The sequence below is a fragment of the Cryobacterium sp. 10I5 genome, assembly GCF_035019865.1.
Classification (GTDB): Bacteria; Actinomycetota; Actinomycetes; order Actinomycetales; family Microbacteriaceae; genus Cryobacterium; species Cryobacterium breve_A.
In genome coordinates, this window is record NZ_JASJVI010000003.1 from 98064 (window position 1) to 123406 (window position 25343).

Annotated in this window: 22 protein-coding genes and 1 pseudogene; 14 read left to right on the forward strand and 9 right to left on the reverse strand. The window is 69.7% G+C overall.

The window, feature by feature from the left end; all coding sequences use genetic code 11:
• The first annotated feature begins 37 nt into the window (after positions 1 to 37).
• Positions 38 to 349: a putative quinol monooxygenase gene (locus QN350_RS02110; protein ID WP_322140166.1), complete on the forward strand. Its 312-nt coding sequence runs from the start codon at positions 38 to 40 to the stop codon at positions 347 to 349.
• A gap of 40 nt (positions 350 to 389) precedes the next feature.
• Here the strand turns inward: QN350_RS02110 and QN350_RS02115 are convergent, their stop codons facing one another.
• Both QN350_RS02115 and ftsY read right to left on the reverse strand, forming a co-directional pair.
• The gene (locus QN350_RS02115) at positions 390 to 893 is read right to left on the reverse strand and encodes a DUF2004 domain-containing protein (protein ID WP_281535274.1); all 504 of its coding nucleotides are present in this window, start codon (positions 891 to 893) and stop codon (positions 390 to 392) included.
• A 6-nt stretch (positions 894 to 899) separates the two neighbouring features.
• Positions 900 to 1775, reverse strand: a complete 876-nt coding sequence (gene ftsY / locus QN350_RS02120; RefSeq protein ID WP_281535275.1) for a signal recognition particle-docking protein FtsY — start codon at positions 1773 to 1775, stop codon at positions 900 to 902.
• Positions 1776 to 2148: 373 nt separating this feature from the next.
• Between ftsY and QN350_RS02125 the strand changes: the two genes are divergently transcribed.
• Both QN350_RS02125 and QN350_RS02130 read left to right on the forward strand, forming a co-directional pair.
• Positions 2149 to 3765, forward strand: a complete 1617-nt coding sequence (locus QN350_RS02125) for an HNH endonuclease signature motif containing protein (protein ID WP_322140167.1) — start codon at positions 2149 to 2151, stop codon at positions 3763 to 3765.
• A gap of 152 nt (positions 3766 to 3917) precedes the next feature.
• Positions 3918 to 4649, forward strand: coding sequence for a sirohydrochlorin chelatase (locus QN350_RS02130; protein WP_322140168.1), 732 nt, complete (start codon positions 3918 to 3920; stop codon positions 4647 to 4649).
• A 192-nt stretch (positions 4650 to 4841) separates the two neighbouring features.
• Here the strand turns inward: QN350_RS02130 and QN350_RS02135 are convergent, their stop codons facing one another.
• Positions 4842 to 5396, reverse strand: a complete 555-nt coding sequence (locus tag QN350_RS02135) for a dihydrofolate reductase family protein (protein ID WP_322140169.1) — start codon at positions 5394 to 5396, stop codon at positions 4842 to 4844.
• A 249-nt stretch (positions 5397 to 5645) separates the two neighbouring features.
• Here QN350_RS02135 and QN350_RS02140 point away from each other — a divergent pair, with 249 nt between their 5' ends.
• From QN350_RS02140 to QN350_RS02185, 10 genes and pseudogenes are all read left to right on the forward strand, one after another.
• Entirely contained in the window at positions 5646 to 7355 is a 1710-nt protein-coding gene (locus QN350_RS02140) for a nitrite/sulfite reductase (protein WP_322140170.1), read from the forward strand.
• Positions 7356 to 7360: 5 nt separating this feature from the next.
• Positions 7361 to 8107 carry a phosphoadenylyl-sulfate reductase gene (locus tag QN350_RS02145; protein ID WP_322140440.1) on the forward strand — a complete coding sequence of 249 codons (747 nt, stop codon included), beginning with the start codon at positions 7361 to 7363 and terminating at the stop codon, positions 8105 to 8107.
• Positions 8089 to 9063: a sulfate adenylyltransferase subunit CysD gene (gene cysD, locus QN350_RS02150; protein WP_323502915.1), complete on the forward strand. Its 975-nt coding sequence runs from the start codon at positions 8089 to 8091 to the stop codon at positions 9061 to 9063. The genes QN350_RS02145 and cysD overlap by 19 nt, the downstream gene beginning before the upstream one ends.
• Positions 9063 to 10421 carry a sulfate adenylyltransferase subunit 1 gene (locus tag QN350_RS02155; protein ID WP_322140172.1) on the forward strand — a complete coding sequence of 453 codons (1359 nt, stop codon included), beginning with the start codon at positions 9063 to 9065 and terminating at the stop codon, positions 10419 to 10421. Before cysD ends, QN350_RS02155 begins: the two co-directional genes overlap by 1 nt.
• A 119-nt stretch (positions 10422 to 10540) precedes the next feature.
• Complete coding sequence (locus QN350_RS02160) at positions 10541 to 11269, forward strand: ABC transporter ATP-binding protein (protein ID WP_281536063.1); 729 nt, start codon at positions 10541 to 10543, stop codon at positions 11267 to 11269.
• A complete protein-coding gene (locus tag QN350_RS02165) occupies positions 11259 to 12203 on the forward strand; it encodes an ABC transporter permease (protein WP_322140173.1) in 945 nt (314 codons plus the stop codon). The genes QN350_RS02160 and QN350_RS02165 overlap by 11 nt, the downstream gene beginning before the upstream one ends.
• Positions 12122 to 12916 (forward strand): annotated as a pseudogene (gene cobA, locus QN350_RS02170) (uroporphyrinogen-III C-methyltransferase); the annotation flags it as partial. The gene QN350_RS02165 and the pseudogene cobA, both read left to right, overlap by 82 nt.
• A gap of 89 nt (positions 12917 to 13005) precedes the next feature.
• Positions 13006 to 14409, forward strand: a complete 1404-nt coding sequence (locus QN350_RS02175; RefSeq protein ID WP_322140174.1) for an FAD-dependent oxidoreductase — start codon at positions 13006 to 13008, stop codon at positions 14407 to 14409.
• Complete coding sequence (gene fdxA, locus QN350_RS02180; RefSeq protein WP_322140175.1) at positions 14406 to 14723, forward strand: ferredoxin; 318 nt, start codon at positions 14406 to 14408, stop codon at positions 14721 to 14723. Before QN350_RS02175 ends, fdxA begins: the two co-directional genes overlap by 4 nt.
• Before the next feature lie 32 nt (positions 14724 to 14755).
• Positions 14756 to 15145: a four-helix bundle copper-binding protein gene (locus tag QN350_RS02185; RefSeq protein ID WP_322140176.1), complete on the forward strand. Its 390-nt coding sequence runs from the start codon at positions 14756 to 14758 to the stop codon at positions 15143 to 15145.
• A gap of 49 nt (positions 15146 to 15194) precedes the next feature.
• On the opposite strand, the gene QN350_RS02190 is transcribed toward QN350_RS02185, so the two are convergent.
• Complete coding sequence (locus tag QN350_RS02190) at positions 15195 to 18875, reverse strand: chromosome segregation SMC family protein (protein WP_322140177.1); 3681 nt, start codon at positions 18873 to 18875, stop codon at positions 15195 to 15197.
• A gap of 187 nt (positions 18876 to 19062) precedes the next feature.
• Between QN350_RS02190 and QN350_RS02195 the strand changes: the two genes are divergently transcribed.
• Positions 19063 to 20235 carry a GNAT family N-acetyltransferase gene (locus QN350_RS02195; RefSeq protein WP_322140178.1) on the forward strand — a complete coding sequence of 391 codons (1173 nt, stop codon included), beginning with the start codon at positions 19063 to 19065 and terminating at the stop codon, positions 20233 to 20235.
• 110 nt (positions 20236 to 20345) lie between these two features.
• Here the strand turns inward: QN350_RS02195 and mutM are convergent, their stop codons facing one another.
• The 5 genes from mutM to QN350_RS02220 all read right to left on the reverse strand — a co-directional run bounded on the left by mutM (position 20346) and on the right by QN350_RS02220 (position 25295).
• The gene (mutM, locus tag QN350_RS02200) at positions 20346 to 21251 is read right to left on the reverse strand and encodes a bifunctional DNA-formamidopyrimidine glycosylase/DNA-(apurinic or apyrimidinic site) lyase (RefSeq protein WP_322140179.1); all 906 of its coding nucleotides are present in this window, start codon (positions 21249 to 21251) and stop codon (positions 20346 to 20348) included.
• Positions 21252 to 21394: 143 nt separating this feature from the next.
• The gene (gene rnc / locus QN350_RS02205) at positions 21395 to 22084 is read right to left on the reverse strand and encodes a ribonuclease III (RefSeq protein ID WP_281536064.1); all 690 of its coding nucleotides are present in this window, start codon (positions 22082 to 22084) and stop codon (positions 21395 to 21397) included.
• A gap of 135 nt (positions 22085 to 22219) precedes the next feature.
• Complete coding sequence (rpmF, locus tag QN350_RS02210) at positions 22220 to 22423, reverse strand: 50S ribosomal protein L32 (protein ID WP_134447547.1); 204 nt, start codon at positions 22421 to 22423, stop codon at positions 22220 to 22222.
• 2 nt (positions 22424 to 22425) lie between these two features.
• Positions 22426 to 23001 (reverse strand): YceD family protein, encoded by a 576-nt coding sequence (locus QN350_RS02215; protein ID WP_243011236.1) that lies wholly within the window; start codon positions 22999 to 23001, stop codon positions 22426 to 22428.
• A gap of 11 nt (positions 23002 to 23012) precedes the next feature.
• Complete coding sequence (locus QN350_RS02220) at positions 23013 to 25295, reverse strand: DUF3488 and transglutaminase-like domain-containing protein (RefSeq protein ID WP_322140180.1); 2283 nt, start codon at positions 25293 to 25295, stop codon at positions 23013 to 23015.
• Between the last annotated feature and the right edge of the window lie 48 nt (positions 25296 to 25343).

Sequence of the window (25343 nt, forward strand, 5' to 3'; positions counted from 1 at the left end):
GACTTCGCTACAACCCTCGCCAGATCAAGGAGCACTCGTGTCCGTAGTCGTCGTCGCCACCATCACCCCGCTGGACGGGCATCTCCAGAATGTCGTCGATGCCTTTGCCGTCGTCTCACCGAAGGTGCACGCCGAACCCGGCAACGAGCTCTACGCCCTGCACCGGGACGCCGGAACGGTCGTCATGATCGAGCGCTGGGCCAGCCCCGCCGACCTGGCCGCCCACGCGGCCGGCGAAGCGATCACCGAGCTCAACGCCCTGGTTGCCGAGCACGTCTCCGGCCCGTCCGAGGTTCGCGTACTCGAGAACGTACCCCTCGGCGACCCGCTCAAGGGCAGCATCCAGTAGCCGTCCTCCGGCGTGCGCCGCGCACGGCGACCCGGTCGGCTCAGCTGTCGAGCGAGATCACGATCGTGTCGCCGTGCACATCGAGCGTCACGACGAGCAGGGCGTCGGTCTCGGTGGGACTGATCGAGTAGTCGAGCACCGCGAAGTGCTCGTCGTTCTTGATGTGGTGCGGGTGGAAGCCGATCCGTTGCAACTGGATGGAGCGAAGGAAGTCGATCTGCTTGTCCCCGGAGTCCCAGATGAGGGCGTCCTCGATGACCTCTTCGTCGAGTTCCTCGAGGCACTGGTTGATGTAGAGCGCGGTGACGGAGCCCTCTGCGCTCAGTTCGGCGACGAGCGATTCGCGGGCCTGGGAGTCGAGGTCTTCGAGGGAATTGATCATGAACGCGGCGATGTCGAGGGCCTCGAGGGAGACGGACGGCTCGTCGGGCGAGCTGAGGTCGATCTCGATGTCCTGGTCACCCAGTTCCGCCGAGTCGGACCAGTAGATCTCACCTTCGTCGTCGCTGCCGAGAATTCCGAAGAAATCGTGTTCGATGGTCATTGCGTCCTATCCGACGAGTTTTTGCGCGAAGACATGCGGAGTGAATCCGGTGAGGTCGTTGATGCCCTCGCCCTGGCCGACGAGCTTGATCGGAATGCCGGTCTTCTCCTGGACGGCCAGCACGAACCCGCCCTTGGCAGAACCGTCGAGCTTGGTGAGCACAAGACCGGTGACCCCGGCGTGCTCGATGAAGGCCTCGGCCTGGGCGAGCCCGTTCTGGCCGGTTGTCGCGTCGAGCACGAGCAGCACCTCGGAGATCGGCGCCTGCTTCTCGATCACCCGGCGGATCTTGGTCAGTTCGTCCATCAGGCCGCCCTTGGTCTGCAGGCGACCGGCCGTGTCGATGATCACGATCTCGGTGCCGGTCGCGATCGCGCGCTCCACGGTCTGAAAGGCGACGGATGCCGGATCCTGGCCCTGGGCCTGCGGCTTCACGATCTCGGCGCCCGCGCGTTCGGCCCAGGTGGCGAGCTGCTCGACCGCGGCGGCCCGGAACGTGTCCGCCGCCCCGATCAGCACACTGCGGTCGTAGACGCGGAGGAACTTGGCGAATTTGCCGATCGTGGTCGTCTTGCCGACGCCGTTCACTCCGACGACGAGCACGACGGCAGGGCGCGCGCTGAGGTTGAGCGTCGAGTCGAGCCGGGAGAGGCGCTCCTCGAGCCCTTCGCGCAGCATCCGCTGCAGGTCGGCCGGGTCGGTCGTGTGGTACCTGGCGACCTTGGCGCGCAGGTCCGCGACGATGTCCTCGGTGATCTGGGGGCCGAAGTCGGCCTGGATCAGTGCGTCCTCGAGGTCGTCCCAGGTATCGGCGTCGATCGTCTTCTTCGCGAACATGCCGCGCAATGCGCCGGAGAGTGACCACGGGGTGCGTTCTGCCATGTCTCTACCCTAAGCGCGGGACCCGGCCTCCGGGCGCGAGCCCGCGATCGGCACCGGTAGGCGGCGGTAGGCGGCGGTTCCGCCTGGGGATTGGCTGCGCGGCGGGATAGGCGTGGCGATCATGGCGGATGCCCCGCCGGAGGTGAGCATCTTCTTCGGCCTGACCGACCTGGCGTCAAAGGAATAGCGTTCAGTTGAGTAGTGTGCTCAGCCGCCGCCGGGCACGGCTCTGGGACCAGCGTGAGGAGTGAACCGGACGCTCAAGGGGACCCTCATCTGGCGGTCACTCCTCAACGGGTACCTGATCAGAGGGAGTTTCCACAGACCTGAGCCATGCTCAAGGAATGTCGGTGGTCTGTCGTAACTTTGAGGCATGACCACTCTCCCGGAGTCGCCCGCTTCGCCCGATCAGCCGCACGGTGGGGCGTCTCTCAGTGCGTCCGCCGCTGTGCTGGTGCCGGATGCTGTCGCGGCCTTGGGTAGGTCATCTGCTGACTACGACGCGCTCAGCGACGAGCAGGTTCTCGCCGGCCAAGTGTTGATCGCGGATTCCCGGCGGGCGCTGGAGACGTGTGCCGCGTGGATGGCGGCGACCCTCGCCCGGCGGTCGCGTCCGGAACTCGGCGGAAAGGGCCTCGCGGCCCGGAAGGGCTACCGCTCCCCGGAAGACCTGCTCCAGACCATCTCCGGGTCGAGCAAGGGCGACGCGGCCAAACTGTTCGCGGTCGGCCGCTTGGTCGCGGAGGCCGATGCCGCCGAGAAAGCCACCCGGGAAGCCGCCGAAGCCCAGAAGCTGATCGACGAGACCCCGCCCCTCGACGGAGCTGTTCCAGACCTCCCGCCGGTCGAACAGCCGGTACCACCGGCCGCAGTTCCGCCGTGGCACGCCCCGATCGGCCGTGCCCTCGCGGAAGGCTGGCTCAGTGTTGAGAAGGCCGATGCGCTCCGCAAAGGCCTGGGCGACCTGGACAAAGCGATCACCGCGGAGAAACTCGCGTCCGCCCTGGCCCGGCTCCTCGCCGAAGCACGGACACTGAACGCGGACCAGTTGTTCAAACGGGCCAGAAGGGTGCGGGACGTGCTCGATGAGGCCGGCATTGCCGCTCGCGAGAAGGCCGCCTACGACGACCGGTCCCTGCGGTTCTACCGGCTCCACACGGGGCAGGTGCGCATGGTCGGCCTGTTCGCCCCGGAAGACGGCGAATACCTGATGCAGACCTACGACGCCATCACGAGCCCGCGCCGGGGCGGGGTGCGGTTCGTCGACAAGGAGCAGGCCGCGTGGGCGAAGTGGGTACAGGACGACCCGCGCACGACCGAACAGCTCACCGCGGACGCGTTCCTCGCCCTGACCAAACTCGGCGTGAAGGCCGACCCCAAGCGCATCGCCGGGGGCCGCAGGCCCGCCGTGCGCATGGTCACCATCCGCCCCAGAAGCACACCCATCAGCATCGCGCCCACGGGCACTGCGCCCACCGGCACCGTAACGGCCGAGGCCTCAACCGATGCCGAGGCGGAATCCGCGACCGAGGCTCTCACTCTTGAGCCGGGCGTCATCGAGGGCACTGCGATCACCGTCACCACCGAAACCCTGGAACGCAACCTCTGCGACACCGGACTCCTCGCCATCACCTTCGACGACCACGGCAGCGGCGTCGACCTCGGCCGCGAACAACGCACCTTCAGCCCCGCCCAACGCGCGGCCCTCGCCATCCGCGACGGCGGCTGCATGTGGCCCGGCTGTGACCGACCACCCTCCTGGACCGAGACCCACCACATCCAACACTGGAAAGACGACACCGGCGAGACGAACCTCGACGGCGGCATCCTGCTCTGCCGGGCCGACCACCTGCGGCTCCACAACGAACACTGGCGCATCACCCGCGACGACAGGGGCCGGTATTGGCTCACCCCACCACCCGGGCTCGACCCCGAGCAGACACCCATCCTCCTCACCAGTAAGAACCCGATCCTGCGGGACACTGACTGACCCAGGCGCCGGGTCGGAGGGCCGTCGGTGGACCCTACCGCCCGAAAACCGTCCGAACTCCGTCCACACATCAACAGGACAGTGCCTGAGACTGAACACCTTCGGATCGGATCGGGCAGGCGCGCTCGCACGAGCCCGTGCAGAATAGAGGGGTGACGGCCTCTACCACTCCCGCCCTCGTCGGCATCGCCCACGGCACCTCGTCAGCGGCCGGGCAGGCCGCCGTCGCCGGGCTCATGGCCGCCGTCACCCTGGCCGAGCCCGATGTGCTGACCGCCCTCGGCTACGTCGACGTCCAGCAGCCCGACGCACCCTCCACCCTGGCCGCACTCCCCGCCGGTGTGCCGGCCGTCGTGGTCCCGCTGCTGCTCTCCGCCGGCTACCACGTGCACGTCGACCTGACTGATGCTGTCGCCGGCGAGACCGCAGCATCCGCCCGATCCGTCACCCTGACCGAGGCGCTCGGACCAGACGACCGGCTCATCGAACTCCTCCGCGAACGGCTCAACGAGGTCGCACTCGACGCCGGCGATTCCCTCGTGCTCGCGGTCGCGGGCTCGAGCGATGCCCGCGCGGTCGCCGCGTGCCGCATCGTAGCCGAACGGCTGTCGCTCGCCGCCGGACGTGACGTCGCGCTCGGCTTCCTCTCCGCCGCACGCCCACGCCTCGCGTGCGCCGTCACGATCGAGCGGATCCAGCGGCCCGGCCGTCGGGTCGTCGTGAGCAGTTACCTGCTGGCCCCCGGGTTCTTCCAGCGACTGGTCGAGAAGGCGGGGGCGGATGTCGTCACCGCGCCCCTGCTCCTGCCCACGGAGCCCGCGAGTCCGCTCCTCGTCGCCGTCGTCGTTGACCGCTACCGGAACGCCCTCACCCCCGCGAACTGAGCTGCTGGCACGCACACACGGGGACACCAATCCTCGGCGAGCGCCGAATCATCCTCGGCGAACGCCATGTACCACCCGGTTCGCGGACATCCGCTCGCCCCGCTACCGTTTCGGCGGCCCGCGCCCGCCATTTCGGGTGCGGCCTGCCGAAACCGGCGCGGCGGCGCGGACACCAGCAATGCCCGGGTTCGGCTAGCGGCGCACACGATAGGTGAGGGTGGCGAACTGGCCCTGAGCGGTCGCGCTCAGGAGCTCGAGGCGGTCGGATTCCAGCCGTCGCGGCAACAGCGGGGCCCCACCGGGCAGGGCGACCGGAGCCACCGAGAGCATGATCGTGTCGAGGGCGCCGGCGTCGAGGAACTGGCCGGCGAGGTCGCCGCCGCCGACCACCCACACGTCTCTCTCCTCCGCGGCGGCGAGAATCGCAGGCAGCGCAGCAGCAACGGTCCCGTGCACGAATCGCACGTCGGCCCCCTCGGGCGTCGGCAGCTCGCGCGAGGTGAAGACGAACGTGGGCCGGTCGCCGTAGAACTCCCGCCACTTGTGCGGCTTGTCGAGGAGGTGCTCCTCGCGCAGCACCCATTCGTACGTCGTGGAGCCCTCCACGAGAACACCGATGCCCGCGAGGAACAGGTCCTGTTCCTCGAGTCCCGCCGTGTCGACAGCGAAGAGCCAGGCCAGTGAGTTCTCCGAGTCCGCGATGTAACCGGTCAAGGTCGTCGCGGTGTTGTAGATCACCTGTGTCATGCGGCGAGACTATGCCGAACCTCCGACAGCAGACAGTGACCGACACAGGGCCAGAACCGATACGGGAACGACCGACACTATACGAGCGGATGCCGCCCGGCGCATCCGTGTGACGCTCTGCTACGGTGCGTGACTGGCCGTTACGACACACGCGAGTGATTTCTCCGCATTCTCGATAGATTCTTCCAACGCACCCCGGCTCACGCTGCACTCCGGCTCACGCTTTCGCCGGGGCCGAAGGAGGATCCCGTGTCACCCAACCAGACCGAAGCGGCCACGCCGGCCCGGCCCCACCGCCAGGCCGGCCGTCCCAACGGCCAGTGGAAGGTGGACGGCACCGCCCCCCTCAACGGCAACGAGGTCTGGAAGCAGGAGGACGGCGGCCTGAGCGTCCGCGAACGGGTCGAGAACATCTACTCGAAGCAGGGTTTCGACTCCATCGAGGGGACCGACCTGCACGGCCGGATGCGCTGGTGGGGCCTTTACACGCAGCGGAAGCCCGGCATCGACGGCGGCAAGACCGCGACCCTCGAGCCCCACGAACTCGAAGACAAGTACTTCATGCTGCGGGTGCGCATCGACGGCGGCCAGCTGACGACGACCCAGCTCCGCGTCATCGGCGAGATCTCCCATGAATTCGGCCGCGACTCCGCCGACCTCACCGACCGGCAGAACATCCAGCTGCATTGGATCCGGATCGAGGACGTGCCCGAGATCTGGACCCGTCTCGAAGCGGTCGGACTGCAGACCACGGAGGCCTGCGGCGACGTTCCCCGGGTCGTGCTCGGCTCCCCCGTCGCCGGCATCGCTGCGGACGAGCTGATCGACCCGAGCGGGCTGATCACCGACATGGTTGCCCGCTACATCGGCGACGAAAGCCTTGCAAACCTGCCGCGCAAGTTCAAGACGGCCATCACCGGGAGCCCCAGCCAGGACGTCGTGCACGAGATCAACGACATCTCCTACGTGGCTGTCGACCACCCCGAATTCGGCGTCGGCTTCGACCTCTGGGTCGGTGGGGGCCTCTCCACCGCCCCACGCCTTGCCGAACGCCTCGGCGTCTTCATCACTCCCGACCGTGTCGCCGAGGTCTGGCATGGCGTCGCGAGCCTGTTCCGCGACTACGGCTACCGTCGCCTGCGCAACAAGGCCCGCCTCAAGTTCCTCCTCGCCGACTGGGGGCCCGCGAAGTTCCGGCAGATCCTCGAGGACGAGTTCCTTGAGTCGCCGCTCCCCGACGGCCCGGCCGCCCCGCCGCCCACCCGGCCCGGCGACCACGTCGGCGTGCACAAGCAGACCGACGGCCGCTACTACATCGGTGTCACCCCGTTCGTCGGCCGGGTCTCCGGCCCCACCCTGCTGAGCCTCGCCGCCCTGCTCGAGGCGAACGGGTCGACCCGGCTTCGCACGACCCCGCACCAGAAGCTCGTGCTCCTCGACATTCCGGAGGAGAACGTCGAATCCCTCATCGTCGCCCTCGACGAGATCGGCCTCGCAGCCCGGCCCAGCCTGTTCCGACGGTCGACGATCGCCTGCACGGGCATCGAGTACTGCAAGCTCGCGATCGTCGAGACGAAGAAGTCGGCGACGGATGCCGTGCTCGAGCTCGAGAAGCGGCTCGCGTCCATCGACGTCCCCCAGCCGATCAGCCTGCACGTCAACGGCTGCCCGAACTCCTGCGCCCGGATCCAGACGGCGGACATCGGGCTCAAGGGCCAGCTCCTGCCCGACGGCAACGGCGGCCAGGTCCCCGGCTTCCAGGTGCACCTCGGCGGCGGCCTCGCCTCGCATGACCGTGAGGAGGCCGGCCTCGGCCGCACCGTCCGCGGCCTCAAGGTAACGGCGGACGACATCGCCGACTACGTGGAACGGATCGTGCTCCGCTTCCTCGCGGACCGCCGCGACACCGAGACCTTCGCCGTCTGGGCACACCGAGCCGACGAGGAGGCCCTGCAGTGAGCGACATCACAACCGGAACCGGACCCACGACCGTGACCACGACGGCCGTCCCTCCCCGGCGCAGCGCCGAGGAACTCAAGGCGCTCGCCGCCCGCGGAGCCGCGGAACTCGGCGAGGCCGGCTACGCCGAGGTCGTCGCCTGGGTGGCGGCCAACTTCTCCGTCGCGCACGTCGCCGTCGCCTGTTCAATGGCCGACGCCGTCCTCCCGCACGTCGTCGCAGCGCAGCTTCCCGGCGTGGACGTGCTCTTCCTCGACACCGGCTACCACTTCCCGGAGACCTACGAGACGCGCGACACCGTCGCCCGGCTCCTCCCGGTGCGGATCGTCGACGTGCTCCCCGCGAAGACCGTCGCAGAGCAGGACGCCGAGCACGGCGCGGAACTCTTCGGCCGCGACCCCAACCTGTGCTGCGCGATGCGCAAGGTGGAACCCCTGCAGCGCTCGCTCACCGGCTACGAACTCTGGTTCACCGGCGTGCGCCGCGACGAGGCCCCGACCCGGGCGAACACCCCGCTCGTGACCTGGGACGAGCGCAACGGCCTCGTCAAGGTCAACCCGCTCGCCGCGTGGAGCTTCGAGGACATCCTCGACTACGCCGGGTACCACCGGGTACCGGTGAATCCGCTGCTCGAGCAGGGGTACCCCTCCATCGGCTGCGCGCCGTGCACGAAGCCCGTCGCCGCGGGCGACGATCCCCGATCCGGACGCTGGGCGAACCTGGCCAAGACAGAATGCGGGCTCCACGAGTGAACGCCGTCACGACCGCCCCGACCGCCCCGACGACCGAGCCGCCCGTCCAGGCGGCCGGGAGCCACCGTCTCTCCCAGCTCGACGTGCTCGAGAGCGAGGCGATCCACATCATCCGTGAGGTCGTCGCCGAATTCGAGCGCCCCGTGCTGATGTTCTCCGGCGGCAAGGACTCCGTCGTCGTGCTGCACCTCGCCGCGAAGGCCTTCTGGCCGGGCAAGGTCCCCTTCGGTCTGCTCCACGTGGACACCGGCCACAACTTCCCGGAGGTCCTCGCGTTCCGCGACGCCACGGTCGCCCGACTCGGCCTCCGCCTCACCGTCGCGAAGGTGCAGGACTACATCGACGACGGCCGCCTGCAGGAGCGCGCCGACGGCACCCGCAACCCGCTGCAGACCCTTCCCCTGCTCGACGGCATCGCCGCAGGTCGCCACGACGCGGTCTTCGGCGGCGCCCGCCGCGACGAGGACAAGGCCCGCGCCAAGGAACGCATCCTCTCGCTCCGTGACGAATTCGGCCAGTGGGACCCCCGCAACCAACGCCCCGAACTCTGGAACCTCTACAACGGCCGCCACACCGTCGGCCAGCACGTGCGCGCGTTCCCGATCAGCAACTGGACCGAGTACAACGTCTGGCGCTACATCGAACGCGAGGGCATCGAACTGCCGGCGCTCTACTACGCCCACGAGCGCGAGGTCTTCCGCCGCGACGGCATGTGGCGCGCCATCGGGCCCGTCTCCGAGCCGCGCCCCGGAGAAGCCGTCGAGACCAGGACCGTCCGGTACCGCACCGTCGGCGACATGAGCTGCACCGGCGCCGTCGACTCCGACGCCGCATCCGTCGCCGCCGTCGTGCGCGAGGTCGCCCTCTCCACCATCACCGAACGCGGCGCGACGCGCGCCGACGACCGCATCTCCGAAGCGGCCATGGAAGACCGCAAGAAGGACGGGTACTTCTGATGACTCAGGCACTGCTCACCCCGGCGGATTCCGCCACCCACGACGCCGCAGACGCCCCGGGAACCCTGTTCCGGTTCGCGACGGCCGGCTCCGTCGACGACGGCAAGTCGACCCTCGTCGGGCGTCTCCTGCACGACTCGAAGGCGATCCTCGCCGACCAGCTCGAGTCCGTCACCCGCACGTCGACGGAGCGCGGCTTCGGCGGCGACGCCGGCGGCATCGACTTCGCCCTTCTCACCGACGGTCTCCGTGCCGAACGCGAACAGGGCATCACGATCGACGTCGCCTACCGCTACTTCGCGACGGCACGCCGTTCCTTCATCCTCGCCGACTGCCCCGGGCACGTGCAGTACACCCGCAACATGGTCACCGGCGCCACGACGGCCGATGCCGTGATCATGCTGATCGACGCGCGCAAGGGCGTGCTCGAACAGACCAGGCGGCACCTCTCCGTGGTGTCGCTGCTGCGCGTGCCGCACGTGATCATCGCGGTCAACAAGATCGACCTTCTCGGCTACGACGAGTCCGCGTTCGCCGCGGTCGCGGCATCCGTGCGCGCCGTCACGAGCGAGCTCGGCCTCGACGCCGTGCACGTGTTGCCCGTCTCGGCGCTCGTCGGCGACAACGTCGTCGACCGTTCCCCGCGCACCCCGTGGTACGACGGGCCGAGCCTGCTCGAACTGCTCGAGAGCCTGCCCGTCGTCGACGAGGTGGAGACAGCGATCGAGGCGTTCCGACTGCCCGTCCAGCTCGTGCTCCGGCCGCAGGGCGCCGTCGCCGTCTCCCCGGAGGACGCCGACGCCTTCCGCGACTACCGGGCGTATGCCGGGCAGGTCGCCTCGGGCACCGTGCGGGTCGGTGACAGGGTGAGCGTCGCCCCGGGCGGGGCGACGACCGTCGTGACCGGCATCGACTTCGCCGGCACCGAACTCACCGAGGCGTTCGCGCCGATGTCGGTCGCCCTGCGCCTCGCCGACGACCTCGACATCGCCCGCGGCGCGGTCATCGGCGCGGCAGGCACCCTTCCCGAATCGACGAAGGAACTCACGGCCTCGTTGTTCTGGCTGGACCCACGCGCTCTCAAACCGGGCGACCGCACCCTGGTCAAGTTCGGCACGAGCACCGTCCAGGCGCTGGTTGCCGCCGTCACCGGGCGCCTCAACCTCGACACGCTCGAACTCGAACCGGCCGCCAGCCTCGAGGTCAACGACATCGGCGAGGTCGCCCTGCGGCTGGCAGCTCCCCTGCCGATCGAGACGTTCACCGAGAACCGCCGCTCCGGCGCGTTTCTCGTGATCAACGCGCAGGACGGCGCCACCCTCGCCGCGGGCATCGTCACCGGCTCGGGAGCGCGGTGAGCGCCGTGTCCGTGACCGAGCGCGACCGAACCGACATCCCGGGGAATCGCCTGCCGGGCATCATCGTCAGCACGAACACCGCGCCCGCGGCGATCGTCGCAGCGGACGTCGAGACGGCCATCAGGGTGGAAGGGCTGTCCAAGCGTTTCGGCAAAGCCGGGCCCGTGGTGCTCGACAATATCAACCTCACGATCAAGCCCGGCGAATTCGTCTGCCTGCTCGGCGCCTCCGGGTGCGGTAAGTCGACCCTGCTCAACATCATCGCGGGCCTCGAACACCCGTCGGAGGGCGCCGTCACGGTCGCGAGCGGCAAGAGCGCCGTCATGTTCCAGGAGTCCGCCCTGTTCCCCTGGCTCACCGCGAGCCGCAACGTGGAACTCGCCCTCAAACTGCGCGGGGTCCCGCGCGGGCGCCGTCGCGGCGAAGCGCGCGAGCTGCTCGACCTGGTCAACCTCGCGGATGCCGCAGACAAGCGCCCGCACGAACTCTCCGGCGGCATGCGCCAGCGGGTCGCCCTGGCCAGGTCCCTCGCCCAGGACCGCAAGGTGCTGCTCATGGACGAGCCCTTCGCCGCCCTCGACGCCATCACGCGTGACCTGCTCCACGAAGAACTCGAACGGGTCTGGCGAGAGACCGGGCGCACCATCGTGTTCGTCACCCACAACGTCCGCGAGGCCGCCCGGTTAGGGCAGAGGGTGCTGCTGATGTCGAGCCGGCCCGGCCGGATCCGCAACGAGTGGCGCATCGAGGACAACGGTCCGCGCCGCATCGAGTCGCCCGAGGTGTCCCGCCTCGCCATCGAGATCACCAACCACCTCCGAGAGGAGATCCGCCGCAATGCCGCCTGAGACGACCACAGACACCATCGTTCCCGGCTCCCGGGAACCCGACGCAGCATCCGGCTCCACGGCGGGCAGTCACGCGGACTTCCGCACGCTCGAGGCCGGGCTCGACGCCCTGCAGACCTCGCCGCTCGCCGAGAAGGGCCCGTGGCGCCGGTTCGCCGACGGCGTCCTGCCTCCGGTCGTGCTCCTGCTCGCCCTCATCGCGGCGTGGCAGTTCTACATCGTGATCGCCAAGCCGCGCCCCGACCTCACCCCCGGCCCGCTCGACGTACTCACGTCGATCACCGACCTCTGGTCGACCGGTCACCTGCAGACGGCCGTGGTCACGAGCCTCTCCCGCGGCGGAATCGGATTCCTGATCGCCGTGGCGATCGGAACCCCGCTCGGCCTTCTCCTAGCGGAGTGGCGGCTGCTCCGCCGCGCGCTGGGCCCGCTGCTTTCCGGGCTGCAGGTGCTTCCTTCCGTCGCCTGGGTCCCTGCCGCGATCCTCTGGTTCGGCCTCAGCGACGCGACCGTGTACTTCGTCGTGCTGATGGGCGCCGTCCCCTCGATCGCGAACGGCCTCGTCGCCGGCGTCGACCAGATCCCGCCGCAGCTGCGCAGGGTGGGCACCGTGCTCGGCGCCAACCGCGTCGAGATGGCGACCCTCGTCGTGCTGCCCGCCGCGATGCCCGGCTACCTCGCCGGCCTCAAGCAGGGCTGGGCGTTCTCCTGGCGATCCCTGATGGCCGCCGAGATCATCGCCGTCGGCGGGTCCATCGGCTTCGGGCTCGGCTCGATGCTCCAGCAGAGCCGCGAGCTCGCGGACCTGCCCGGGGTGCTCGCGACGATCCTGGTGATCCTGTTCGTCGGCATCCTCGTCGAGCTCGTGCTCTTCGCCCCCGCGGAACGCCGGCTGCTGCGCCGCCGCGGCCTCTACCTCACGGCAGGCCGGTGAGCGACGCACGCGCCCGGGTCGGCACCGTGCACCTCGTCGGCGGCGGGCCCGGCGACCCCGGCCTGATCACCGTGCTCGGCCGCCGCGTGCTCGAAGAGGCGGATGTCGTCATCGCCGATCGGCTCGGCCCGCGCTCCCTGCTCGGCGAGCTCGACCCCGGCGTGCTCGTGATCGACGTCGGCAAGCTGCCCGGCCACCACCCGGTGCCGCAGGACCAGATCAACGCGCTCCTCGTCGAGCACGCTCGCGCCGGTCGCCGGGTCGTGCGTCTCAAAGGCGGCGATCCCTACGTGCTCGGTCGCGGCGGAGAGGAAGCCGAGTTCTGCCGGAGCAAAGGCATCCCCGTCGAGGTCGTCCCCGGCGTCACGAGTGCCATCTCGGTGCCGGCGGCCGCCGGCATCCCGGTCACCCACCGCGGGGTCGCGAACGGATTCACCGTCGTGACGGGCCACGAGCTGCTCCCGTCCCTGCCGGGGGGAAGCGACCACACTGTCCTGCTCCTGATGGGCATCTCCGGCCTCGCCGCCTCGGCCGCGATGCTCGCGGGCGGGCCCCGCGGCGGAGACTGCCCGGTCGCCATCATCGAGGAGGGCTACGGCCCGAACCAACGCGTCACCTTCGGCACCCTGACGACCATCGCCGGCCTCGCCGCCGAACGGGGCGTCCGCTCCCCCGCGGTCGTCGTGGTGGGAGACGTCGTCACCCTGAGCCCGCTCCACCCCCGCTACCGCAAGCACCAGCTCGCACCGGACGAGCCCCGTTCCGGCCGGCTCATCCCAGAACCATCCCGAAAGGCCCATTCATGACCACCCATACTCTCCGCGTCGCCATCATCGGCGCCGGACCCGCGGGAATCTATGCCGGCAACATCCTCGGCAAGGCCGTGCGCGACGCCGGCGGCACGGTCGGCATCGACCTCTTCGACACCCTCCCAGCGCCATACGGCCTGATCCGCTACGGCGTCGCCCCCGACCACCCGCGGATCAAGGGCATCGTGACGAGCCTGCACGAGATGCTCGATGCCGGCAGCATCCGGTTCCTCGGCAATGTCGACTATGGGACCGACCTGAGCCTGGACGACCTGCGCGCCCACTACCACGCGGTCATCTTCGCGACCGGAGCGATCCGCGACGCGCAGCTTTCGATCCCCGGCGCCGAGCTGCCATGTTGTTTCGGCGCCGCCGACTTCGTCTCCTGGTTCGACGGGCACCCGGACGCCCCCCGGGACTGGCCTCTCGACGCCCGCGAGGTCGCCGTGATCGGCAACGGCAACGTCGCGCTCGACGTGGCCAGGATGCTCGCGAAGCACGCCGACGACCTGCTACCCACGGATATCCCGGAGAACGTCTACGCGGGCCTCACGGCCTCGGCCGTCACCGACGTGCACATCTTCGGTCGTCGCGGACCCGCCCAGGTGAAGTTCACCCCGATCGAGCTCCGGGAGCTCGGCGCGGTGCCCGACGTCGACGTGATCGTCTACGAGGAGGACTTCCCGAGGGACGAGGCCTCCGAGCAGTTCCTCGCCGCGTCGAACAACCAGGTCAAGGTGATGAGCCGCACGCTGAACGGATGGCTCACGAAGGAATCGAGCGGGGCCTCGCGCCGCCTGCACCTGCACTTCCTGCACTCCCCCGTCGAGGTCTACGGCACGGAGCGGGTCGAAGGCATGCGCTTCGAGCGCACCGCGCCAGATCCCGCCAACCCCGGAGGGGTCACCGGGACAGGGGAGATCCTCGATTACCCGCTCCAGGCGGTCTATCGCGCCGTCGGCTACCGCGGCAGTCCCCTCGCCGAGGTGCCTTTCGACGAGACGCTCGGCGTCATCCCGAACGACGGCGGCCGGGTCCTCGACCCCGCCGCGCAGCCCGTCCCCGGCCTGTACGCGACCGGCTGGATCAAACGGGGACCCGTCGGCCTGATCGGCCACACCAAGAGCGACGCGCTCGAAACCGTCACGCGACTCGTCGAAGACCTCGGCAACGGCCTCCTGCCGGAGCCGGTCGAAGACGACGCGGACGCGATCCTGTCCGTGCTCTCCGCCCGCGGCATCCGCTTCACCGAATGGGACGGTTGGCTCGTGCTCGATGCCCACGAACGGGCCCTCGGAGCCGCGGACGGCTCGCCGGTCGATCGTGAACGGGTCAAGGTCGTCCCGCGGGACGAGCAGGTCGGCATCAGCCGATCCGCGGAACTCGTCGCCTCGTGACGTACGTCATCGCGCTGCCGTGCGTGGATGTCAAGGACCGCGCCTGCGTCGACGAGTGCCCGGTCGACTGCATCTATGAAGGCGAACGGTCCCTGTACATCCACCCCGACGAATGTGTCGACTGCGGGGCCTGCGAGCCGGTCTGCCCGGTCGAGGCGATCTACTACGAAGACGACCTTCCCGAGCAGTGGAGCGAGTACTACCGCGCGAACGTGGACTTCTTCGAGGAGATCGGCTCGCCGGGCGGCGCGGCCAAGACCGGGGTGCTGACGTTCGACCACCCGCTGATCGCGGCGCTGCCCCCGCAGACCTGACCGGACGCCACCGACGGGGCTACAGTGGGGGCATGTCCGGTGGTGGGTTCGGTGCGAGCGAGTTCAACGCGCTCTCGGCACGGACCGCGGCGTGCGTCGCCGCCTGCGACGCGCTCATCGCCGCGAGCGAGGATTGTGCCGACGCCTGCCTGGCCCAGTCCGGCGACGGCGATGTCACCGCGTGCTTCCTGGCCGACCTCGACTGCATCGAAATCTGCACCTCGACGAGCCGGGTGCTGTCCTGGCATACCCGGACCGACGGGACGACCGCCGCATCGATGCTCGACACCTGCGTGGAGGCCTGCAACGCGTCCTCGATCGCGTGCGAGCGGATGCTTCAGCAGCGGCCGGACTGGACGAGTTGCGCCCCCGAGTGCCGCAGGCTCACCGACGCCTGCGCGGAGGTCCTCGCCCTGTTGTGACGCGTGACGCGGCTGTGACGCGGGCACGACCGTTTCCGCCTGTCCGTGCTCAGGACGCCTGTTCCTCCTGGCGTACGATCCGCTGGCCGACGACCGCTGACACCCCGTCCTGGCGCATCGAGACCCCGTACAGCGCGTCGGCGATCTCCATCGTGCGTTTCTGGTGGGTGATGATGATGAGCTGGCTGGCCTCGCGGAGGTCCTGGAAGATCGTGAGCAGCCGACCGAGGTTGGCATCGTCGAGGGCGGCCTCGACCTCGTCCATGATGTAGAACGGGCTCGGGCGCGCCTTGAAGATCGCGATCAGCAGGGCGACGGCGGCAAGGGAACGCTCCCCGCCGGACAGCAGCGACAGCCGCTCGATCTTCTTCCCTGCCGGCTTGACGCTGATCTCGATACCCGTCGTCAGCAGGTCGTCCGGGTCGGTCAGGCGGATGCTGCCGGACCCGCCGGGGAACAGCACGGGGAAGACCTCGGCGAAGGCCAGCCGGGTGTCCTCGAAGGCGCTGCCGAAAATGGCGCCCATGGTGACGTCGAGGTCGTCGATGATCGTGAGCAGGTCTGCCCGGGTGTTGGTCAGGTCGGTGAGCTGCTCGGTGAGGAATTTGTGTCGCTGCTCGAGCGCCGCGAATTCCTCGAGCGCGAGCGGGTTGATCCTGCCGAGCTGGGCGAACCGGCGCTCCGCGGAGGCGTGGCGGCGTTGCTGCTGCTCGCGGTCGTAGGCCACCGGAGCGCCTTCCGGGTCGTTGTCCGGCGGAACCGGCTGGTCCGGACCGTATTCCGCGACAAGGATCTCCTCGACGAGGCCGAGTTCGCTGCCGGCGCGTTCGAGGAGCCCGGACAGGTGCAGTTTCTTCTCGTAGATCTGCAGTTCGAGGCCGTGCACGCTCTCGGTCACGGCCTGCAGTCGGCTGCGGAGGGCTCCGTCCTCACGGCGCAGGGCTGCGAGTTCCTCGTTCTGGCTCAGGCGTTCGGCCTCGGCGGTGGCAAGGCGGAGCCGGGCGTCGCTGACGGAGGCGTCGACGGCGGCGAGCACGGCCGGGAGCGCTTCGGCGACGTGGGTCGCGGCATCCACCTGGCGACGGCGGATGACCGCACGCCGGGCGGCGGCCTCGGCTGCGGCCTGGTCTCGCTCGAGCTGCCGCGCGAGGCCGGCGGCGCGGGCTTCGCCGGAGCGCACGCGCTCGCGCGCGGTCTCCACGCGGAGCCGCGCCTCGACCTCGTGCTCGCGAGCAGCCTCGAGTTCGGCGTGCAGCGCGTCACGGACCGACACGTCGAGGATCGGACGCGGGCGGGACAACAGGGTGACGAGCGCGGCCTTGGCGCGTTCGGCCTCTGCCTCGGCGCCGGCGACTGCCTGTTCGGCGACGAGGACGCCGGCCGCGATGCGCTGGAGCTCCGCGGAAGCGGCCTCGAGCCGCACCGTCGCGCGGTTCGTCTTCTCGGCCTGTGCGGCGAGGCGGGCGTCGAAAGCGCGAAGCGCGGACAGGGCAGCGGCGGACTGGTCCTTGCCGAGGCGGAGCAGACTCCGCTGTTCCGCGAGGTCCCCGCCGACCTGCTCGATGCGCGAGCGGACCTCGCCGAGGCGGTCTGCGGCGGTGTCGCGGTCGGCGACGAGTTCGAGCTTGCTGCGCTGGGCTCCTGACCCGCCGCGGAGAACGAACTCGCTCAGCACGTCGCCAGTCTTAGTGATGATCGTGAGGGGACGGCCGGTGGTGCCGGTGGCCTCTCGCCCTGGCCCGGCGAGGCCGGGCGTGAGCAGGTCCACTGCGGCACGGGCGGCGTCGAGGTCTGCGGCGATGACTGTGTTCTCGAGGAGTCCGAGGACACCGGCCGGGGCGTCGAGCACCGAGCCGGCCCAGACCAGGCCCGCCCGGTCGGCGAGGCTCGGGCGTGCGGGTCCGCCGGAAGCGGGCCGGTCGGGGGCGCCGCCTGCGGCATCCGCCGGGGATACGTCAGTGCCGGGGGCCGTCGGCGTCGCGAGGATGAGCTCGACCCGGCCGAGGTCGTCTGCTCTGACCCGGTCGAGTGCCGCAAAGCCGGCGGCGCGGTCGTCGGCCAGCACGGCGTCGGCGAGGGTGCCGAGCGCTGCGGCGATCGCCGCCTCGTACCCGGGGTGCACCCTCACGTGTTCTGCGACGAGCCCGCGGATGCCGTCCAGCTGTGCGCCGAGGAGGGCCGAGGAGCCGTCCTTCTGGTCGAGGGCCAGGGACAGGGCGCTCGTCCGGGCGGCGAGCGCGTCGCGTTCGCGTTCGAGGAGGTGGAGTTCTTCGCGGAGGCGTTCGACCTCGCCCTCCGCGGCGGATACGACGGCCTGGGCCGACTCGTAGTCTTCGGACAGCCGGGTGTTCCCGTCGAAAGCGCCGGCGTCGGCCGAATCAACGGGAGCCGCGCCTGTCCCCGCGTTCTCCGCGTTCGCCTGCTCGGTCTCCGCTTCCAGGGCGGCGAGGAGGGCCTGGGCTTCCTGCACCCGGCCGGCCGCGGCGCTCCGGGTGTTTTGCTGGCGGAGCACGTCGCCACGGACTGAGGCGAGCCGGGACGCCGCGGTTTCGGCCTGGCCGCGCAGCTTGGACGCCTCGAGGTCGTGGCGGGAGATGAGCGCGGACTGTGCGGCGATGTCCTCGTCGACGGCGTCGAGCTCGAGGCGCGCGGTCGCGGTGGCCGCGCGCGCGGCGGCCCACGCCGACTCGGCGAGGGCGATGCGTTCGGTGAGCCGGACGATCTCCGTGGCGGCGTCCGCGAGCATCGCCGGGGTCACGCTCGGGCCGGCGTCGACCGAATCGGCCTGGGAGCCGAGCAGGGCGAGACGCTGGTTTGCGAGCGTGTACAGCCCGCGGAGGCGTTCCTGCACGGATTCGAGGCCGAAGCTCGTGCGCCGGGCGACGTCGACGGCGTCGCCGATCTGGGCCTCCTCGAGTCGGCGCAGGCGAAGCTGCTTCTGGTCGAGTTGTTCCTGGAGCACGATGCGTTCGGAGTGCCGTTCGCTCTCGCTGCGGCCGTGGGCGTCGAGGGTCCTGCGCAGGCCGACGACGTCGTCGGCGAGCAGGCGGGCGCGGGCGTCACGTACGACGGCCGCGATGGTCTGCGCCTCGCGGGCGATCTCGGCCTGGCGCCCGAGGGGTTTGAGCTGGCGGCGGATCTCCCCGGCGAGGTCGCTCAGCCTGGTCAGGTTGGCCTGCATCGCATCGAGCTTCCGGAGGGTCTTCTCCTTGCGGCGGCGGTGCTTGAGGATGCCGGCGGCCTCCTCGATGAAGCCGCGCCGGTCCTCTGGGCTCGCGCGCAGGACCGCGTCGAGCTGGCCCTGGCCGACGATCACGTGCATCTCCCGGCCGAGGCCGGAGTCGCTCAGCAGCTCCTGCACGTCGAGCAACCGGCAGCTCTGGCCGTTGATCGCATACTCGCTTCCACCGTTGCGGAACAGGGTGCGCGAGATGGTGACCTCGGTGTAGTCGATCGGGAGTGCGCCATCCGTGTTGTCGATCGTGAGCGTCACCTCGGCGCGGCCGAGCGGGCCCTTCGTCGAGGTTCCGGCGAAGATGACGTCCTCCATCTTGCCGCCGCGAAGCGTCTTGACGCCTTGCTCCCCCATCACCCAGGCGAGCGCGTCGACGACGTTGGACTTCCCGGAGCCGTTCGGGCCGACGACGCACGTGACCCCGGGCTCGAAGGCGAAGGTCGTGGGCTGAGCGAACGATTTGAACCCCTTGAGGGTGAGGCTCTTCAAGTACACCGTTGCGCCCTTCCCGTGAGTAGATATCGGCCCTCCCACGGTACCGGACGCATCCGCCGGTGCCCGGCAGGCGCGGCCGCCCCGCTGCCCGAACCAATTCGACGGAGATTTTGCGTTGAAAACACGTGGGAGGCGATTTTGAGCACGATTTAAGCAAAATCTCCGTCGAATTGGTTAGCCTGCCTGCATGGACGACCTGATGCGCAGGATCGAGGAACTGACGATCCCGGAGGAGCCGGCGGCCGAGGGCTGGGACGACTTCGCCGCCGCCGCCGAGGTCCACAACGCGGTCGAAGCGGCTGCCTATGGAACCGACGAGCTGTCCGTGACGGCTGACGAGGAGCTTCCGGACTGGCTCGACCAGGAATGGGATCCGAGGCGGCTGTTCGTGGTGCGGGCGGCGGACGGTTCGACTCCTGACGGAGAGGGCGACGCGACCCCGGCCGACGCCGAGGCGGACGACGCCGCAGACACCGACGTGCCCCGCATCGTCGCCCGCGGAGTGTGCGAGTTCCAGGGCCCCGGCTCGAAGACGGCGTGGCTTCGGGCCGATGTCCTGCCCGGCCACCGCAACCGCGGAATCGGCACCGCCCTGTTCACGCTGCTCGAGTCGGTTGCCGAGGCCAAGGGGTGCGTCAACCAGATCGTCTATGCGGCCTCGCCGGACGCACCGGGCGAACGACTGGTCGCCCCGACCGGTTTCGGCTCCCTGCCGCTGCGGAACCCGGAGGTGCGGTTCCTGCTCCGTCGCGGCTACCGCCTCGAACAGGTCGAGCGAGGCAGCCGCCTCGCCCTTCCTGCCGACCGGGAGCGGGTCGGGCGGCTCCTGCGCGTGGCCGAGGAGCGCGCGGGCCGCGACTACGAGATCGTGCAGTGGCACGGCGTCACGCCGATCCGGTGGCAGCGGGACCTGGCCAGCCTCTACGAGAAGATGAGCACGGACACTCCCACCGCTGGGCTTGAGGAGCCGGCAGAGCCCTGGCCCCTCGATCGGTTTCTCGAGAGGCAGGTCCTGCTCGCGGACGGGCCACGGACGGTCTACACCACGGCCGTCGTGCACCGCCGGTCCCGCGCACTCGTCGGATTCACCGAACTCTCCGTTTCAGCGGAGACCGACCGGCCGATCAATCAGGAGGACACCCTCGTCGTGCGGGAACATCGCGGACACCGGCTCGGTCTGCTGCTCAAGTGCTGGAATCTGGAGAGCATCCGACGGGACGAGCCCGGACATCCGTCGGTGTTCACCTTCAACGCGGAGGAGAACCGGCACATGCTCGCCATCAACGAGGCGCTCGGCTTCGAGCCGTTCGGCTACGAGGGCGGCTGGCGACGCCGCACACCCGAGTCCTCCGGTCCCTGACCGTCCGTCTGGGCGTAACTCCTGCACATTCTGCCGCCGCCGGAAACCGGCCTCGGAATTCCGGGGCAGCCGCCCCCCCGCTACCCGGAATCTGCAGGACCTCACCGGAGTCAGCGGAGGCGTTGGCAGACCGGGCAGAGGTGCGAGGACCGGTTCATGAACTGCTCGCGCACGATCGGCGTTCCACACCGCGGGCACGGCTTGCCCTGCTGGCCGTATGCAGCGAGGCTGTGCGAGAAGTAGCCGGACTGGCCATTGACGTTCACGTATTGGGCGTCGAAGCTCGTGCCGCCTTCCGCGAGGGCGCGCTGCAGCACTGTGCGCACAGCATCGAGCAAACGGATGCCCTCGGCGCGGGACAGGGACGACGCCGGCTGCTCGTAGTGCAGTTCGGCCGCGAACAGCGCCTCGTCAGCGTAGATGTTGCCGATACCGCTGACCCAGGTCTGGTCGAGCAGCACCCGCTTGATCCCGGAGCCGCGCCGCGCGAGGGCGGCGAGGGCGGCATCCGTTCCGAAGTCCGGGTCGATGAGGTCACGGGCGATGTGCGCAACCTGGCCGGGGATCAGGCTGCTCCACGCACCCGTGCCCGCCCCGGCGAATCCGCCGGGCAATCCGTCGCCGGTGGGCTGCATCCGGTCGACCGCCATGCTGCCGAAGATCCGCTGGTCGGCGAAGTTGAGCCACAGTTCGCCGTGGTCGGGGTGATCGAGGTGCAGACGGATACGCAACTGACGGTCTGCCTCAGAGCCCGGTTCCCGGAGCAGGACCTGGCCGCTCATGCCGAGGTGGATCACGAGGGCGCGACCGGAGTCGATCGGCACCCAGAGGAATTTCCCGCGACGGACGGCGCCGAGCAGGCGATGTCCCTCGAGGTGCTCGGCGAACGGGCCGGTCAGCGGGTCGTGCCTGCGGAGGGAGCGCGGCTCGAAGACCTCGACCGCGGTGACGCGTGCACCGGTGACGGCGGGTTCGATTCCGGCGCGTACGACCTCTACTTCAGGAAGTTCGGGCATCGGACCGTCCAGTCACAAGTTGTGCGGTCACCCGGTGCGTAGCCACCGGGCTCACAGTCACCGGGCATACCGTCACCGGGTACACGGACGTGCGGTGTCCGACCAGCGGCCGATCGGGCATCCGTTGCATGCGCGACACGCGACTAGCGCGGGACGAGCCGGTTCCACGCCTCGAGGGCGGCAGCCATCTCAGCGTGCTTCTTACTGGTGCCCTCGCCGGTCGCGACGACGACGCCGACGGTGACCGTCGCGATGAAGACCTTGGAGTGATCAGGGCCACTCTCGGCGATGGCGTAGACGGGGACACCGGCGTCAAGCCGAGCCGCGGCCTCCTGCAGGCTCGTCTTCGGGTCCATCGAGACGCCGAAGTGACCAGGGTCGTTGAGCATCGGCGCGATCAGGCGCAGCACGAAGGCCGTCGCCGCATCCGCCCCTGTGTCGAGGTAGACGGCGCCGATCAGCGCCTCGACGGTGTCGGCGAGGATCGACGACTTGTCGCGGCCACCGGTGAGGATCTCGCCGCGCCCGAGCCGAATGTAGGCACCGAGGCCGAGGCCTCGCGCGATTTCGGCAAGGGCCACGCTCGACACCAGGCTGGCCCGACGCTTGGCGAGGTCGCCCTCGTCGAGCAGCGGGTACGTGCGGTACAGCATGACCGTGACGGCCTGCCCCAGGATCGAGTCGCCGAGGAATTCCAGGCGTTCGTTCGTGGGTACCCCGCCGTTTTCGTAGGCGAACGACCGATGGGTGAGCGCCAGCGCGAGCAGGCTCTCATCGATCTGGACGCCGAGCGCAACGACGAGGGCCGAGGGGTCGGCCTCCGCTCCGGTCATCGTGTGTCCGGATGCGCGGTTGCCGGTCATACGGCGACCGCCCCGATGGTACCGCGACGAACCGCGCGGATGGCCCGGGTCAGAAGACCCGGCATCCGTCGGATGAGCGGTACCAGGGGCGTATGCATCGCCGAATTAAATGTCGGCGACCTTGCGGCCCTTGTATTCCATGAACATCGCGGTTCCGGCGGTGTCGGTGACGACCTTGGCGCGGTGCGGGAGGCTGTAGACGACTTTGCCGTTTTCCATGGTCTTGACCAGGGTGGGGGCTTCGGCCTTCCAGCAGGAACGACGTGAGCGGGTGTTGGAGCGTGATTGCTTGCGCTTCGGGACTGCCATGACTACTTCTCTTCTCTTCTATCCGTTTCAGCGCGGATGTCTTCATCCGTGCCGATGCTTTCGGAAGCCTGGAAATTCACAAGCGCTGCCCAGCGGGGATCGCGCATTACTTCTGGTTCGAATTCAGGGGAAACGGCAAGCCGCTGCCCGGTCTCGGGGTCGAGACCCGGGCAATCCTGCCGGCAGACCGGCTGGAAAGGCAGTGACAGAACCACTGCATCCCTGATGAGCGGTTCAAGATCCACATGGTCCTCGACAACCGCACACTCATAAGCTTCATCAAGAGAGTACGCGAAAACCTCGTGAAACTCGACTCGGACAGGCAAGTCGATGTCAATCAGGCATCTTCCGCACTCGCCGGACGCGATTCCGGAGATCTGCGCGGACACCAGAAGGCTCTCGTGCAGCGTCTCGAGGCGGATGTTGACGTCGAGCGTCGACCCTGCCTTGACGGCAACGAGTCCCTCGCCGAGGTCGTCGGGAACGATCAGGTCGATGTGGCGCTCACGCATCGTGCCGGGGCGGTTGATGAGGTCACGCACGTCGACCTTGTACGGGGTCTTCTGAAACTTGGTCACGGGGGGAGATTCTACGCGTCTGTGACGGGTACGCGCCCCCGTTCGCCGAGGAAGCCCCAGAGGGACGCTGGAAGCAGGCGGGCACGCCAGCGCACTCCCGTGGTCGCACCCATGCTGATCCGCATCGAGACCGTGTCGAGGTCGCCGAGGAGCTCGGGTTGCGGCGCCCCGTCGGCAGGGCGCCCGTACCGGTGTCGCTCGGCCGCGGCGAGCAACCGGGCAAGTGCTGCACCGGCTGCGGCCCCGCCGGTGCCGGTGAGACCGGGCAGGGCGCCGATTCGCGCCGCGAATTCCCGGGGCGTCTCGGTGGCGCGCACGATGACCCCGAAATCGAGTGCCGTGTCGACGAGCTCCCGCCAGGCCTCTGCGCCTCCGGCCGTGCCCCTGGCGAGGTCGTTGCGCCGGCGTCTGCGCCGCAGCAGGCGGATGCCGCCCGGCGCGGCGAGGAGGACGACGAGCGCTCCGAGGATGAGAGCCACGCGTCCGGGGGTTCCGGCGTCGTTCCCGGCCGTCGTCGCGGAACCGCCTCCCGTCGACAGGGCCTGGCCGGCGTCGTCGAACGGGCGCGGCGCGGTCGACGGCGCCCCGACCACTGGGCCGCCGAGCGGGGTGGACTGATCGGCCGGCCGGGTATAGCTCGGAACGGTTCCGCGCCCAGGGGTCGGTTCGAACGGCAACCAACCGATTCCGGTGAAGTACAGTTCCGGCCACGAGTGCAGGTCGTGGGCGTCGACGTTGAAGCGGTCCCTGTCCTCGATGAAGTTCGAGGAGCGGGAGCCGGGGAGGTAGCCGATCGCGATGCGGGCCGGGATGCCGAGAGACCTGGCCATCACGGCCATCGCGGAGGCGAAGTGCACGCAATAGCCGCGCTTGACCTCGAGGAAGGTGCCGACCACGTCGACCCCGCCGCCGTCGTAGCCGTCCGCGACCGGTGCGGTGGTGTCGTAGGTGAACTCGTTCCCCCGCAGGTACTCCTGCAGGGCTACGGCGGCGTCGTACGGCGTCGTCGTGCCCGCGGTCACAGCGCGTGCGGTCTGTTCGATGATCAGGGGACTGTCCCTCGGCAGGCGCAGGCTCGACTCGACGCTGACCGGGTACCGGCCCGTCGCTGCGCGCAGCTGCTCAGGAGTGGGCTCGAGGGTGAGCGAGGTGACGGTGTACTTCTGGCCGCGGGTCGTGCTGTTCGTGCTCGCGATCGTCCCGGTCGGGCCGTTCCAGTACCAGGCACCGACGAGCCCGGACACCTTCGTGGCCGCCCCGGGGGTGGGCAGCCAGGCCGAGGCTACCCCGTCGATGACGATCTGGGTGGACTCCTCCGTGGTGGCGACCTGGACGGAGAGCCCAGGCGGGCGGTCGATCGCGTCGACGGTGTTCCCGGTGTTGGTCGGCTCGAGACGGGCCGTCCAGCTCGGCCCGACGAACCGGTCCAGGGTGAGCAGTTTGAGATAGGGCGGCTGGGCGGCGCTCGTGCGGTAGTGCAGGGCGGCTCCTGCCTGGGAACTGCGGAGGTCCTGGCCGAGGTTGACCATGGCGCTCACACCGTCGCCGAAGAGCAGCGGTCCGGTGGCCCGGCCGCCGACCCGCCCGTCTCCGGGCAGGTTGGGGACCACGATGCTGAGCACGAGCGCCGTGGCGACGCCGAGCCCGCCGATCAGGAAGGCCTCGGTGACGGGCCAGCCGCGTCCGGCCGTACCGCGAGGGCCGGCGGTCCCGACGACCTCGCGTCGCCCAGCGGCTGCCCCGCGGCGCCGGCCGAGCACATCGACCCCTAACAGGAGCAGGAAGGCCGCGGCCGTGAGCACAAGGGTGAGCTTGTCAGTACCGTTGTCCAGGATGAGCCCTGGCACTCCGACGGGCACCAGTACGGGCAGCCCGGCGAGCGCCGGTGTCCGCAGGGTGATCGCAAGGGCGTCCATCAGCAGTGCGATCACGCCGGCCCCGATGCAGAGCAGGAACAGGATGCCGGTGACGGGATCGGCCGGAGTGCCCTGGGACTGCACGGAGGCGGTCCCCGATTCGACGAGCGCGCTGAAGCGGTCGATCGTGTCGGCGGTCGGCACAAGCCAGAGCAACCCGGTCCCGCCGCCGAAGAGCAGGGTGACGCTCCCGACGATCACGCCGGCACCGGCCAGTGGCACGACCCAGGGTTTGGGGCCGAGCGAGCGGATGCCCGCGGAGACGACGAGCACGGCGACCGCTTCGACCGCCATCAGCCACCACCACCCTGCGCCCTGCAGGAGGGGGCCCAGCGCGGTCATCGCGACGAGCAAAAGCAGCGCGAGGGCACCGGTCACGGGCCAAAGGGAGCCGGAGGAGCGCCGCGGCGGTCCCCGGCGACCCGC

Excerpts from the sequence above, each read along its gene's own strand:
- QN350_RS02115 (WP_281535274.1), bottom strand. The coding sequence starts at position 893 with ATGACCATCGAACACGATTTCTTCGGAATTCTCGGCAGCGACGACGAA.
- ftsY (WP_281535275.1), bottom strand. The coding sequence starts at position 1,775 with ATGGCAGAACGCACCCCGTGGTCACTCTCCGGCGCATTGCGCGGCATG.
- QN350_RS02125 (WP_322140167.1), top strand. The coding sequence starts at position 2,149 with ATGACCACTCTCCCGGAGTCGCCCGCTTCGCCCGATCAGCCGCACGGT.
- QN350_RS02135 (WP_322140169.1), bottom strand. The coding sequence starts at position 5,396 with ATGACACAGGTGATCTACAACACCGCGACGACCTTGACCGGTTACATC.
- cysD (WP_323502915.1), top strand. The coding sequence starts at position 8,089 with ATGCGGGCTCCACGAGTGAACGCCGTCACGACCGCCCCGACCGCCCCG.
- QN350_RS02155 (WP_322140172.1), top strand. The coding sequence starts at position 9,063 with ATGACTCAGGCACTGCTCACCCCGGCGGATTCCGCCACCCACGACGCC.
- QN350_RS02165 (WP_322140173.1), top strand. The coding sequence starts at position 11,259 with ATGCCGCCTGAGACGACCACAGACACCATCGTTCCCGGCTCCCGGGAA.
- QN350_RS02175 (WP_322140174.1), top strand. The coding sequence starts at position 13,006 with ATGACCACCCATACTCTCCGCGTCGCCATCATCGGCGCCGGACCCGCG.
- QN350_RS02185 (WP_322140176.1), top strand. The coding sequence starts at position 14,756 with ATGTCCGGTGGTGGGTTCGGTGCGAGCGAGTTCAACGCGCTCTCGGCA.
- QN350_RS02195 (WP_322140178.1), top strand. The coding sequence starts at position 19,063 with ATGGACGACCTGATGCGCAGGATCGAGGAACTGACGATCCCGGAGGAG.
- mutM (WP_322140179.1), bottom strand. The coding sequence starts at position 21,251 with ATGCCCGAACTTCCTGAAGTAGAGGTCGTACGCGCCGGAATCGAACCC.
- rnc (WP_281536064.1), bottom strand. The coding sequence starts at position 22,084 with ATGACCGGAGCGGAGGCCGACCCCTCGGCCCTCGTCGTTGCGCTCGGC.
- rpmF (WP_134447547.1), bottom strand. The coding sequence starts at position 22,423 with ATGGCAGTCCCGAAGCGCAAGCAATCACGCTCCAACACCCGCTCACGT.